Consider the following 13,184-nt stretch of genomic DNA (forward strand, 5'->3'; position numbering starts at 1 on the left):
CTTTGCTTTGCGGGCTGCACATTCATGTGCCAAGTAGCCGCGCTAATTAAGGTCACACAGATGGACATGCAATCCCGAATTCGCCAGCTTTTTCAGGCCAGTATCGATACCAAGCAAATGGCGATGGACGTACTTGCACCGCACATCGAGCAAGCCAGCCAGGTGATGGTCAACGCCCTGCTCAACGAAGGCAAAATGCTGTCCTGCGGCAACGGCGGCTCTGCCGGTGATGCCCAGCACTTCTCGTCCGAGCTGCTCAACCGTTTCGAGCGCGAGCGTCCGAGCCTGCCAGCGATTGCGCTGACCACCGACAGCTCGACGATCACCTCGATCGCCAACGACTACAGCTACAACGAAATCTTCTCCAAACAGATCCGCGCCCTCGGCCAGCCGGGTGACGTATTGCTGGCGATTTCCACCAGCGGCAACTCGGCAAATATTATTCAAGCGATCCAGGCCGCACATGATCGCGAAATGATTGTCGTAGCATTGACCGGTCGCGATGGCGGCGGCATGGCGTCGCTGCTATTGCCCGAGGACGTCGAGATTCGCGTACCGGCCAACGTCACCGCACGTATTCAGGAAGTCCACCTGCTGGCGATCCATTGCCTTTGCGATTTGATCGACAGCCAACTGTTCGGGAGTGAAGAATGACCCCTAATCGCCTAGGCCTTCTGGCCTTGACCCTGTGCCTCGGCATCAGCGGCTGCACCTCGGTGGTGAACGCCAGCCGTGAAGCACCGATTGAAGATGACCGCGGCACCCGCACCTTCGGCAGCAAGATCGACGACTCTCTGATCGACACCAAGGTCGGCGTGAACATCGCCAAGGCCGATCCAGCCCTGGATAACGACTCGCACATCGTCGTCACCAGCTTCAATGGTGTCGTGCTGCTCGCCGGGCAAACCCCGCGTGCCGACCTCAAGGCCAAGGCCGAACAGGCCGCTGCGGCTGTTCAGCGGGTGAAGACAGTCCACAACGAACTGCAAGTCCTGCCACCTTCCGGCTTCCTTGCCCGCCAGAACGACACCTGGCTGACCTCCAAGATCAAGACCCAGATGCTCACCGACCCGAACATCCCGGGCTCGCGCATCAAGGTTGTCACCGAAAACGGCATTGTCTACCTGCTGGGTCTGCTAACCAAGCAGGAAGCTGCCCAAGCCACCAACCTGGTGCAAGGCGTTTCCGGCGTGCAGAAAATCGTGAAGTTGTTTGAATACATCGACTGATACCCCCCCTGTAGGAGCACGGCTTGCCGGCGATGGCGTCCTTGAAATCGCCATCGCGAGCAAGCTCGGCTCCTACAGAAGCAATAAAAAAGGCGATCCATCCGGATCGCCTTTTTTATTACTTCACCACCTTCAAGCTTGGTCGACCGCTGGGACGCGGCGGCTCGCTGTCGGGTGGCGGAATATCGTCATCCGGCTCGATCTCTTCCTCGTCTTCCATAGGCGATTCCAGATCGAACACCATGCCCTGACCGTTCTCCCGGGCGTAAATGCCCAGGATCGATGCGATAGGCACGTACAGGGTGTGCGGCACGCCACCGAAACGCCCTTCGAAGCTGACCGCTTCGTTGTCCATGTGCAGATGACGCACGGCTGCCGGCGATACGTTCAGGACAATCTGTCCGTCACTGGCAAAACCCTGAGGCACCTGCACCGACGGATACTCGGAATTGACCAGCATGTGCGGGGTGCAATCGTTGTCCACAATCCACTCGTAGAGCGCGCGGACCAGATAAGGTCGACTGGAGTTCATAGCGGCTCCTTAAGCCTTAGCGCATATCGCGTTCGACACCAGACAGACTCGCCTGGAAAGCCTCACGCGCAAACGAGCGCTCCATGTAATCAAGCAGCGGCTTGGCAGGCCGCGGCAGTTCTATACCCAGAATCGGCAATCGCCAGAGTATTGGTAGTAGGCAGCAATCCACCAGACTTTGTTCCTCACTGAGGAAAAACGGCTTGTCGGCGAACAACGGCGACACGCCGGTCAGGCTTTCGCGCAGCTCTTTACGAGCCACGACACGGGCTGCTTCCTTGGACCGGGAATCCAGGATCAGATCCACCAGACCACACCAGTCACGCTGAATACGATGAATCAGCAGACGGCTGTTGGCACGCGCCACTGGATAAACCGGCAGTAAAGGCGGGTGCGGGTAACGCTCATCCAGATATTCCATCACCACGGTCGACTCCCACAACGCCAGGTCACGATCGACCAGGGTGGGCAAGCTGCCGTAAGGGTTCACTTCAATCAGTTTAGGCGGCTGGCGACCAGCTTCCACGTAAATGATCTCGGCGCTGACACCCTTCTCTGCAAGTACGATACGCACTCGGTGGGAATAGTGGTCGGCGGGGTCGGAGTAACAGGCCAACCGATTGGTCACGCCCATGGCGGTCCTCCTCGCTTGTTGAAATTATCGGAAACGGAAAAACGCGCGCGCCCAGAGGACGCCTCCCGTAACGCCTGGATCACCAGGCTCGTTACACCTTCAGAGACGCCCTTGGGCGCGCGCGATTGACAGCAATTTTACAGCAATATCAATGGACGTCTTTCCAGTATTCACGCTTGAGCAAGTATGCGAATACGAAGAAGAACGCCAGGTACAGCAACACATAGGTACCGATGCGCTGATGCTGCAGCTTCACCGGGTTGGCCGAGTAGGCCAGGAAGGTCACCAGGTTCTTGACCTTCTCGTCGAACTGCTCTTCGTTCAGCGTGCCGGTTTTCGGCAGTATGGTCAGCTGGTCGCAGGCTTCATGCGTCAAAGCCGTGCCGGTCAGCGGATCGTATTGCTTCTTGCCGTCTTCGACGATTTGAACTTGTTTACAGCCTACCACCTGACGACCCTGCAGGCCGACCAGAACGTTAGGCATCCCGACGTTCGGGAACACCTTGTTGTTCACGCCCCAAGGACGCGATGGGTCTTCGTAGAAAGATTTCAGGTAACCGTAGAGCCAGTCAGTGCCACGAACGCGGGCGACCAGGGTCAGGTCGGGCGGCGCCGCACCGAACCAGGTCTTGGCGTCAGCCGGCTGCATGCCGATGCTCATGTGGTCGCCGATCTTGGCGCCGGTGAACACCACCTTCGAGAGCATCAGGTCGTGCGGAATGCCCAGGTCATCGGCGACACGCTCGTAACGCTGGAACTTGGCACTGTGACAGCCCATGCAGTAGTTGGCGAATGTACGCGCGCCATCCTGCATGGCAGCCTTGTCGGAAACGTCGATGTCGACCTTTTCCAGCTCAGGACCACCGTGTTCGGCCGCGAAGGACAGCACAGGCAAAGCAGCAAGAATCAGTACAGCAAATAGCTTTTTCATCAGCCAGTCACCCTTTCCGGAACCGGTTTGGTCTTCTCGAGCCTGGTGTAGAACGGCATCAGAATGAAGTAGGCGAAGTACAGGAAGGTACATACCTGCGACAGCAACGTCCGCTCAGGGGTTGGGGCCAGTACGCCCAGCACGCCCAGGATCACGAAGGAGATGCAGAACACCCAGAGCCAGATCTTGCTCAGCCAGCCTTTGTAGCGCATCGACTTGACCGGGCTACGATCGAGCCATGGCAGGACGAACAGCACAGCGATGGCCGCGCCCATGGCGATAACGCCCAGGAGCTTGTCCGGAATCGCCCGCAGAATCGCGTAGAACGGCGTGAAGTACCAGACCGGTGCGATGTGCTCTGGCGTCTTGAAGGCGTTCGCCACTTCAAAGTTCGGCTTCTCGAGGAAGTAGCCGCCCATTTCCGGGAAGAAGAACACGATCGAGCAGAAGATGAACAGGAACACCACCACGCCGACGATATCTTTCACGGTGTAGTACGGGTGGAAGGCAATGCCGTCCAGTGGTACGCCGTTTTCGTCTTTGAATTTCTTGATGTCCACGCCGTCCGGGTTGTTCGACCCGACTTCGTGCAGCGCCAGAACGTGCAGCACCACCAGACCGAGGATCACGATCGGCAAGGCAACAACGTGCAGGGCGAAGAAGCGGTTCAGGGTGATACCGGAAATCAGGTAGTCACCACGGATCCACTGAGTCAGGTCGTTGCCGATGACCGGGATCGCACCGAACAGCGAGATGATCACCTGGGCACCCCAGTAGGACATCTGGCCCCACGGCAGCAGGTAACCCATGAAGGCTTCAGCCATCAGCGCCAGATAGATCAGCATGCCGAAGACCCACACCAGCTCACGCGGCTTCTGGTACGAACCGTAGAGCAAGCCACGGAACATGTGCAGATAGACCACGATGAAGAACGCCGAGGCGCCAGTGGAGTGCAGCAGACGCAGGATCGAGCCGTACTCGACGTCGCGCATGATGTATTCGACGGAAGCAAACGCCTCTTCCGCCGACGGGGTGTAGCTCATGGTCAGCCAGACACCGGTAACGATCTGGTTGACCAGAACGAGCAGCGCGAGGGAACCAAAGAAATAGAAGAAGTTGAAGTTCTTCGGGGCGTAGTACTTGCTGAGATGGTCTTCCCACATTTTGGTCGCAGGAAAGCGCGCATCAACCCAATCCATGAACTTGCTCATCACGCTTTCTCCGTATCGACGCCAATGACAATGATGTCATCGGTCTCATAGGAATGCGGGGGAACTGGCAGGTTCAAAGGCGCAGGTTGCGACTTGTAGACGCGGCCAGCCAGATCGTAGTGGGAACCGTGGCAAGGGCAGAAATAACCACCTACCCAGTCCTTGCCCAGATCCGCAGGCGCCACTTCTGGACGGAAGGTCGGCGAGCAACCCAGGTGCGTGCAGATACCGATCAGCAGCAGAACCTCTGGCTTGATCGAACGCGTTTCCGGGTCGACATAGGTCGGTTGTGTCGAGTTCTTGGAGGTCGGGTCAGACAGCTGGCCCTCGATCTTTTTCAGATTCCCCAGGATTTCCTCGGTACGGCGGACAATGAACACCGGCTGACCGCGCCACTCAGCAATCATCTGCTGGCCTGGCTCGATTTTGCTGACATTCACCTTCACCGGTGCACCTGCGGCTTTCGCCTTGGCACTGGGAAACCATGACCCCACGAACGGGACCGCAGCCCCCACCGCTCCTGCAGCACCCACCACGGATGTGGCTGCTACCAAGAAGCGACGCCGGCCTGCATTCACGCCGTCATTGCTCATTCAGTCCTCTCCCATCAGCTTTGTGGCCTGTTAAATCAGGCGTCTACTAAGTAAAAATCTGAACTTATAAAAATTTTGCCGAATGGTAATGAAAAGCCCCAATTCTGACAAGGTAATTACCGAGGGGCTCCACTGCCAAGCCTTGCAGTATAGGGCTTCTACGGCTGTGGCAAGTTGTCACAGAGCAATTCTTTGATAAATCGCGCCCATAAAAAAACGCCCAGCTTCGCGAGGAAACTGGGCGCTCTTTTTGAACGTAAAAGCGAATTAACGCTTCGAGTACTGCGGACGCTTACGCGCTTTACGCAGACCAACTTTCTTACGTTCAACTTCACGTGCATCGCGAGTAACGAAGCCAGCTTTGCGCAGAGCGCCACGCAGGGTTTCGTCGTACTGCATCAGTGCGCGAGTGATACCGTGGCGGATTGCGCCAGCTTGACCACTTACACCACCACCGATCACGGTGACGTAGATGTCGAATTTCTCGACAGTCTCAGTCAATTCCAGCGGCTGACGAACTACCATGCGGGCAGTTTCGCGGCCGAAGAAATTTTCCAGGGTGCGGTTGTTGATGGAGATGTTACCAGTACCCGGACGCAGGAAAACGCGTGCGGTTGCGGTCTTGCGACGGCCAGTGCCGTAATTTTGAGTCGCCGACATAATGAACTATTCCGTTAAAACTTCAGTTCTTGGGGCTGCTGAGCAGTATGAGGGTGTACAGCGCCCGCATAGACTTTCAGCTTACGATACATGTCGCGACCCAGCGGGTTCTTAGGCAGCATGCCTTTGACCGCGGTCTCGATCACGCGCTCAGGGGCTTTAGCGATCAGCTTTTCGAAGTTGATCGACTTGATGCCGCCCGGGAAACCGGAGTGGGAGTAGTAGATTTTGTCGGTGGTTTTAGCACCGGTTACACGAATCTGCTCGGCATTGATAACGACGATGTAATCGCCGGTGTCAACGTGAGGAGTGTACTCAGCTTTATGCTTGCCACGCAGACGGCTCGCGATTTCGGTGGCCAGACGACCCAGGGTCTGACCTGCAGCGTCGACGACAAACCAGTCGCGCTGTACTGTTTCCGGTTTAGCAGTAAAAGTTTTCATTCTTTATAGCCTCAGGGGCCGCCCTGTAAATTAGACGGCGGATCTTACTGAATAGTGCGTACTTTGACAAGTCAAAGGCAGCCGGATACAGACGCTTTCGGGGGCTCGGGTCGGCGCGTCCGTTCAACGGCAAGATTCTTCGGCGGCGGCGCATCACTTCCACTGCAGAAAGAGGTGCGCAATTATGCAGATTGCGAAAAATAATTCAACCTGCTTTTATGATTGTTTTGCCCAAGGAGCACCCGATGGACTATCGACAGCTAGGCCGAACCAATCTGAACGTGAGCGCCATCTGCCTCGGAACCATGACCTGGGGCGAGCAAAACAGCGAGGCTGAAGCCTTCGCCCAGATTGAACGGGCCAAAAGCGCCGGGATCAATTTCATCGACACTGCCGAAATGTACCCGGTGCCACCCAAGGCCGAAACCTACGCCACCACCGAGCGCTACATTGGCAATTACTTCAAAAGCCGCGGTGATCGCGCCGACTGGATCCTGGCCAGCAAGATCGCCGGCCCCGGCAACACCATCGACTACATCCGCGACAAAAACCTGCGACACAACCGCCAGCACATCACCGAAGCCGTGGACGCCAGCCTCAAGCGCTTGCAGACCGACTACATCGACCTCTACCAGCTGCACTGGCCGGAACGCAGCACCAATTTCTTCGGTCAGCTCGGTTACAAACACCAGACCGAAGCCAACCTCACGCCGCTGGAGGACACCCTCGAAGCGCTGGACGAGCAGGTCAAGGCCGGCAAGATCCGCCACATCGGCCTGTCCAATGAAACGCCATGGGGCACCATGCGCTTCCTCGCCCTGGCCGAAGCCCGTGGCTGGCCACGCGCCGTGTCGATCCAGAACCCGTACAACCTGCTCAATCGCAGCTTCGAAGTCGGTCTGGCGGAAATCGCCATCCGCGAACAGTGCGGCTTGCTCGCTTATTCGCCGCTGGCGTTCGGTTTCCTGTCGGGCAAGTACGAAGGTGGCGCGCGTCCGCCTAAAGGCCGCCTGAGCCTCTACAGCCGCTTCAGCCGCTATTTCAACCCGCAGTCGGAAGCCGCGTGCAGTCGTTATGTGGCACTGGCGCGTGAACACGGCCTGGATCCGGCACAAATGGCGCTGGCGTTTGTCACTCAACAGCCATTTGTGACCAGCAACATCATTGGCGCAACGACGATGGAGCAGCTTGAAAGCAATTTAGCGAGCTTCGAGCTGAAGCTGTCGGATGAAGTACTGGAAGGGATCGAAGCGATTCACAAGGATCACCCGAACCCGGCGCCTTGATCGATTCATAAACCCAATCGTCGGAACGCCGCCCGGAGCAAGCTCGCTCCCACATTTGGAATGCATTCCCCTGTGGGAGCGAGCTTGCTCCGGGCGGCGTTCCGACGATGAGGGCCTGACAGTCGCCGCAAATTACAGCGACCGCGCAATAATCTCCTTCATGATTTCATTGGTCCCCGCATAAATCCGCTGCACCCGCGCATCCGCCCACGCCCGGGCTATCGGGTATTCCCACATGAACCCGTAACCGCCATGCAACTGCACGCACTCGTCGAGCACCTTGCATTGCAGGTCAGTGCCCCAATACTTGGCCATCGCCGCTGTCGGCACGTCGAGCTTGCCTTGCAGGTGCAGTTCCAGACAGCGATCGACGAAGACCCGGCCGATCTGAATCTCGGTCGCCATCTCCGCCAGTTTGAAGCGGGTGTTCTGGAAGTCGGCGATCGCCTTGCCGAATGCCTTGCGCTCGCGGGTGTAATCCAGCGTCCATTGCAACGCAGCTTCAGCCGAAGCCAGCCCGCCGATGGCAACGGTAAGACGCTCTTGAGGCAATTCCTGCATCAGGTACGCGAAGCCCATCCCGGCCTGCCCCAACAGGTTTTCCTTGGGCACCCGAACGTCCTGGAAGAACAGTTCCGAGGTGTCCTGAGCCTTCATGCCGACTTTTTCCAGACGCTTGCCCTTGGCGAATCCTGGGGTGTCGGCTTCCACCAGAAACAGGCTAGTGCCTTTCGCGCCAGCCTTCGGATCGGTCTTGGCCACGACAATCACCAGGTCCGCCAGATAGCCGTTGGTGATAAACGTCTTCGAACCGTTGATCACATACTCGTCTCCATCGAGCACTGCGGTGGTTTTCACCCCTTGCAGGTCGGAACCGGCACCCGGCTCGGTCATGGCAATCGCCGTGACCATCTCGCCAGACACCAGTTTCGGCAGGTATTTGTGTTTCAGCGCTTCACTGCCGTAATGCAGGATGTAAGGCGCGACGATGTCCGAATGCAGGGAAAAACCGATACCGGTCAGGCCGAGACGACCGATCTCTTCGATCACCACTGCGCTGTAGAGAAAGTCCGCCCCCAGGCCGCCGTACTCTTCCGGCAAATGCGAACACAGCATCCCCGCCTCCCCTGCCTTGTTCCAGAGTTTGCGGTCGATATAGCCTTGTTTTTCCCATTGCCCATGGAACGGCACGGCCTCTTTTTCGAGGAACGTTCGCACGCTGTCGCGAAAAAGTTCGTGCTCGGAACTGAACAAAGTTCTGGGGATCATGCGGCACCTGTCGTTATTGTTAGCCGGAATTGACCTTCAGAGACTATGCCCTGCATCCGATACAGGACACTGGACACATCCGACAAAAAATAAGACGATCCAGCCGTCTGGTGACCACTTTCCCCTATAAGAATAAAGTTGAATTATGTCTAACCAAGTCTCCACGCCCTTGCGGCGCGTCAGCATCCTGGCTATCGACCGGGTTTTCGCTTCCACCCTCATGCAAGCCAAGGATTTCTTCCACCTGGCCAGCCTGCGTTACGGCAAACAACTGGGCCAAGGCCTGACTCCGGCGTTCGAAACCCGCCTGGTCAGCCCCGACGGCAAACCGGTGAACAGCTTCAGTGACGTGATCATGCCGGTGGACGGCGGCCTGGAAAACGCCGACATCATTGTCCTTCCAGCCTTCTGGGACGATTTCGACACCCTTTGCCAACGTTATCCACAGGTCCTGCCTTGGCTACGTCAGCAACATGCTCGCGGTGCAGTACTCTGCGGCGAAGCCACCGGGGTGTTCTGGCTGGCCGAGGCCGGGCTGCTCGACGGCAAGGAAGCGACCACTTACTGGCGCTTCTTCAATGCGTTTGCCGAGCGTTTCCCGAAGGTTCAGCTCAATCAGGACAAGCACCTGACCGATGCCGACAACCTGTATTGCGCCGGCGGAACCACCTCGGCCTGCGACCTTTACATTTACCTGATCGAACGCTTCTGCGGCGCCAACGTGTCCCAGGCCGTGGCGCGGGACATTCTTTATGAAGTGCAGCGCAGCTACTCGCCGGGCCGAATCGGTTTCGGCGGTCAGAAGCTGCACCAGGATGTGATCATCCTGCAGATCCAGCACTGGCTCGAAGAACACTTCGCCGACAAATTCCGCTTCGAAGACGTGGCCCGCGAACACGGCATGAGCATCCGCAACTTCATGCGGCGCTTCCAGACCGCCACTGGCGACAAGCCGCTGCATTACCTGCAACGACTGCGCATCGAAACCGCCAAGGGCCTGTTGTCCGGCAGCCGCAAGAGCATCAAGACCATCAGCTATGAAGTCGGTTACGACGATGCGAGTTTCTTCGCTCGGCTGTTCCGCCAACACACGGAGTTGTCGCCGAACCAGTATCGACAGCAGTTTCAGCAAGCGGCATAGATCCTGGAGCACAAATCAACTGTGGGAGCGAACCTGCTCGCTCCCACATTGAATCTTGCGCGTACAAAAAGGCCGGCCACGCAGTTCTTTCGCTATGCATTTTCCTACGCATAAAGCGGAATACAGAGCGCTAGAGCACTCGATTCTGCTCACATACAACACCCCTTAAAAACTTCAACATCGTTCCCTGAAAACAACATCAGGGAAGATCAACAGTGACCATCGGATCAAGCTACAACTACCCGTCATTAGTCGCCAAGTCCGTTCGGGCAAAGCGATCGACTGAAAACAAATGGGCGACTCGCTTTCCAAACCCACCCGACTTGTGCTTCGACTATCGAGCATTGGTTGAACAGGAAAACGGCATCTCCAAGGCAACTGACCCGCACCATAAAATTTGCATTATTGGCGCCGGCGTAACCGGACTGACGGCCGCCAGAGAACTGTATCGCTGCGGTTTTACCCAAATCACCCTCATAGAACAATCCAGACGCATAGGCGGCAGACACCTGACCATCCCTGGAAGCCCGAACTCCCCGATGAGTCATACACCGTTTGAAATGGGGGCCATGCGCATGCCCTTCTTCAACCGGGCGGACGAGCCACCGACAGAGGGACGGTCGCTGATGGCTTACTACGCCAAGGCGTTCGACCTGGCGTTTTCAGATTTTGCCAATCCCGGAAGCCAGTGGGTCACCTCGACCGGGATCTATCTGCGAGAGGGCAGCATGAGCGGCGGGCCGACTCCGCAGATGCTGATCTGGAAAAATGAAGATGGCCAGACACCACCTCCCGGTGAAGAACTGCAAAAGGTTTATGCAAAGTGGAAGGCCTTTGCCGATCGCATGACCCGGCACGTCGCTGAGGTTTACGCCAGTCAGGCATGGGAAGTCATGTGGGCTGCTATCGTCGAAAAATACGAGAGCGTTTCGTTTCGCGATCTGGTCAGCATGCCCACCCTGCAAGCTTGGGATGAACGCTCACCGGGGGACTTTGGCGGGATGGGAATGTCCGCACAGGAGTCCGCGATCTTCTATGCCATTGGCATCGGCGACGGTAGTTGGGGTGCCTTTTACGATGTCTGCTCCCTTTATCCCCTGCGCACTGCCATTTTTGGATTCAGCAGCCAGCTACAATTGATCCATGGTCGGGTGGACTCAACGGGCGATCCGCTAGATTCACCCTACCTGCACAACGAAGCCGTTTTTGACTCGATGGGGCGAAGTTTCGACAGCCCCCGCTACATAGGACTCGCAGCGCTGGACGAATGCCTGCTGTTCATGAAAACCGACGAAACCGGAAAGTCCTTCTACGAACACTGCAGGGAAAGAAACAACGGTTTGCTCACGGACTCATCCGTTACAAAACTTAAAAAACTGACCAACCAGAAAACACGCGTCTACTACAACTGGAAACACAGCCAACCCGAGCAAATCCAGGAGTACTTCGATGACTTTGATTCGGTCATCATGACCCTTCCCTCCTGGCTGATAGAAACTCGCATCAAGCTTGAAAACTTCACGCCACAGATGCTGCCGTTCGAAATGATCAATGCCTATAAAACCGCGCACTGGGAAACCAGTTGCAAAGTCTTCGCACCGTTAAAAAAATCCTTTCTTTCAAAAAACAGCAAAATCCCGCAAGCCATCGTCACTGACAGTTTCATTCACGACGTCTACACCTATCGCTACAACGATAAATATAGTTATGACTGCATCCTTTTAAGTTACACATGGGAGGATGACGCCACCAAACTGGCCTCATTCACCGACAAGGAATTGGTGCACAAGTGTGCCAAAGAGCTGGACCGGATCCTCATGAATTCCGCCAACATCCAGGAGAAAATCTCTTCGTATATTGGCCTCGATCAAGCCGTGGTCCAACGCTGGATGACCGATAAAAATGCGCTGGGTTGTGCAAAGCTATACCGACCTGGCACCTACTACGACGCCGTCAGCCTGATGAAGTACAACCGGGACTTCGCGCATGTCTCAGGTCTGTATTTTTCCGGGGAGTCATTTTCAGTCGATGCTGGCTGGACCGAGCCGTGCTTTCGGGGTGCTGTCGATGCGGTCATCCATATCTGTAACAAAACCGCAGCGACCTTCCATGGCGGTTTTTCCATGAACGACTACCCGCACTATAACGTCGGAACCTGATCACCTTCCTTAATCTGGAGCCATGCACGACGTGCATTGGCTCTACTTTGTCGACCCTCCTGCCAAGCGCCTCGCGCAGTCATCTTGGGATACGGACTACACCCTAAACGGAAGTAGCTGACTTACGCGTTCTCACCGATTCGACTCTCATAAGCACGCAATTAAACAGCGTGAATAACAATAAAAAAGAGGTCATCGGAAATGAGTGAGCCAACAAGCCCTGTTCGTGTAGCAGTCGTGCAATTCGATCCACAAGTCGGCATGGAAAATCACGAAACAAATCTGCGTCGCAGCCTGGAATTGGCTATGGAAGCGGCAAATGACGGTGCGAATCTCATCGTCCTGCCCGAGCTTTCAAGCACAGGCTACTTCTTCAAAACCCGGCAGGATGCATTCGAGCATTCGGAGGTCGTTCCCAGCGGGCCGAGCGTGCAGAGCTGGATGGATTTTGCCCGCCAGCACAAGGTTTATCTGGTCGCCGGTTTGACGGAGCGCGACGGCATGCAGCTGTTCAACACCGGCGTTCTTGTCGGGCCTGACGGCTTCATCGGCAAGTACCGAAAAGCTCATTTGTGGAATCTGGAGAAATTGTGGTTCACGCCGGGCGATCTGGGCTTCCCGGTTTTCGAAACCCCAATCGGTCGCATAGGGTTGTTGATCTGCTGGGATATCTGGTTCCCGGAAGTACCGCGCATTTTGAGCCAGCAAGGCGCCGACATTATTTGCAGCCTGAACAATTGGGTCTGGACCCCGCCGCCCCTGTTCGATGACGCCGGCAAGTGCATGGCGTCGTACCTGACAATGACGGCGGCTCACGTCAACAATGTGTTTATTGCGGCGGCGAGCCGGATCGGCGAAGAGCGAGGTGCACGTTACCTGGGCTGCTCGCTGATCGCGGGCACCAACGGCTGGCCGATTGGCCAGGTGGCCTCAGCGGACAAGCAGGAAATCCTGTTTGCCGACATCGACCTGACCAGCTCGCGCAGCGCGCCCATCTGGAACAACCTGAACGATTTGCATCGCGATCGTCGAACCGATCTCTACGATCAAATGCTCGGTTACACCCAGCACCCTTGTCTGCCGCGCTGATAAGGGG

At 56.6% G+C, this 13,184-nt stretch carries 14 protein-coding genes; 6 read left to right on the forward strand and 8 right to left on the reverse strand.

The annotated features are described in order from the left end of the window. Positions 1-60: 60 nt before the first annotated feature. The gene (locus ACMXYI_RS01700) at positions 61-654 is read left to right on the forward strand and encodes a phosphoheptose isomerase (RefSeq protein ID WP_008025961.1); all 594 of its coding nucleotides are present in this window, start codon (positions 61-63) and stop codon (positions 652-654) included. Then, positions 651-1,229: a BON domain-containing protein gene (locus tag ACMXYI_RS01705; protein ID WP_008147477.1), complete on the forward strand. Its 579-nt coding sequence runs from the start codon at positions 651-653 to the stop codon at positions 1,227-1,229. The genes ACMXYI_RS01700 and ACMXYI_RS01705 overlap by 4 nt, the downstream gene beginning before the upstream one ends. Positions 1,230-1,347: 118 nt before the next feature. Here the strand turns inward: ACMXYI_RS01705 and ACMXYI_RS01710 are convergent, their stop codons facing one another. The 7 genes from ACMXYI_RS01710 to rplM form a co-directional block, all read right to left on the reverse strand. Beyond that, positions 1,348-1,761: a ClpXP protease specificity-enhancing factor gene (locus ACMXYI_RS01710; protein WP_008155980.1), complete on the reverse strand. Its 414-nt coding sequence runs from the start codon at positions 1,759-1,761 to the stop codon at positions 1,348-1,350. Between the two features lie 16 nt (positions 1,762-1,777). Further along, entirely contained in the window at positions 1,778-2,395 is a 618-nt protein-coding gene (locus ACMXYI_RS01715) for a glutathione S-transferase N-terminal domain-containing protein (RefSeq protein WP_008155978.1), read from the reverse strand. 148 nt (positions 2,396-2,543) lie between these two features. Beyond that, positions 2,544-3,326, reverse strand: a complete 783-nt coding sequence (locus ACMXYI_RS01720; RefSeq protein WP_129441363.1) for a cytochrome c1 — start codon at positions 3,324-3,326, stop codon at positions 2,544-2,546. Continuing rightward, a complete protein-coding gene (locus ACMXYI_RS01725; protein WP_008155974.1) occupies positions 3,326-4,537 on the reverse strand; it encodes a cytochrome b in 1,212 nt (403 codons plus the stop codon). The genes ACMXYI_RS01720 and ACMXYI_RS01725 overlap by 1 nt, the downstream gene beginning before the upstream one ends. Continuing rightward, positions 4,537-5,130 (reverse strand): ubiquinol-cytochrome c reductase iron-sulfur subunit, encoded by a 594-nt coding sequence (petA, locus tag ACMXYI_RS01730; protein WP_007905300.1) that lies wholly within the window; start codon positions 5,128-5,130, stop codon positions 4,537-4,539. Before petA ends, ACMXYI_RS01725 begins: the two co-directional genes overlap by 1 nt. 267 nt (positions 5,131-5,397) lie before the next feature. Further along, positions 5,398-5,790, reverse strand: coding sequence for a 30S ribosomal protein S9 (gene rpsI / locus ACMXYI_RS01735; RefSeq protein WP_003216038.1), 393 nt, complete (start codon positions 5,788-5,790; stop codon positions 5,398-5,400). Between the two features lie 14 nt (positions 5,791-5,804). Further along, entirely contained in the window at positions 5,805-6,233 is a 429-nt protein-coding gene (gene rplM, locus ACMXYI_RS01740) for a 50S ribosomal protein L13 (RefSeq protein ID WP_007905295.1), read from the reverse strand. Between the two features lie 245 nt (positions 6,234-6,478). Between rplM and ACMXYI_RS01745 the strand changes: the two genes are divergently transcribed. Further along, positions 6,479-7,519: an NADP(H)-dependent aldo-keto reductase gene (locus ACMXYI_RS01745; RefSeq protein ID WP_095130461.1), complete on the forward strand. Its 1,041-nt coding sequence runs from the start codon at positions 6,479-6,481 to the stop codon at positions 7,517-7,519. Positions 7,520-7,651: 132 nt separating this feature from the next. On the opposite strand, the gene ACMXYI_RS01750 is transcribed toward ACMXYI_RS01745, so the two are convergent. After that, complete coding sequence (locus ACMXYI_RS01750; RefSeq protein WP_415771313.1) at positions 7,652-8,788, reverse strand: acyl-CoA dehydrogenase family protein; 1,137 nt, start codon at positions 8,786-8,788, stop codon at positions 7,652-7,654. 244 nt (positions 8,789-9,032) lie between these two features. Between ACMXYI_RS01750 and ACMXYI_RS01755 the strand changes: the two genes are divergently transcribed. From ACMXYI_RS01755 to ACMXYI_RS01765, 3 genes are all read left to right on the forward strand, one after another. Next, the gene (locus tag ACMXYI_RS01755; protein WP_415773842.1) at positions 9,033-9,929 is read left to right on the forward strand and encodes a GlxA family transcriptional regulator; all 897 of its coding nucleotides are present in this window, start codon (positions 9,033-9,035) and stop codon (positions 9,927-9,929) included. Positions 9,930-10,144: 215 nt separating this feature from the next. Then, positions 10,145-12,088: a flavin monoamine oxidase family protein gene (locus tag ACMXYI_RS01760; RefSeq protein WP_415771315.1), complete on the forward strand. Its 1,944-nt coding sequence runs from the start codon at positions 10,145-10,147 to the stop codon at positions 12,086-12,088. Positions 12,089-12,289: 201 nt separating this feature from the next. Then, entirely contained in the window at positions 12,290-13,177 is an 888-nt protein-coding gene (locus ACMXYI_RS01765) for a nitrilase family protein (RefSeq protein WP_415771317.1), read from the forward strand. Positions 13,178-13,184: the final 7 nt, after the last annotated feature.

It is taken from the genome of Pseudomonas lyxosi, from assembly GCF_047758685.1.
In the GTDB taxonomy this organism is placed as follows: domain Bacteria; phylum Pseudomonadota; class Gammaproteobacteria; order Pseudomonadales; family Pseudomonadaceae; genus Aquipseudomonas; species Aquipseudomonas lyxosi.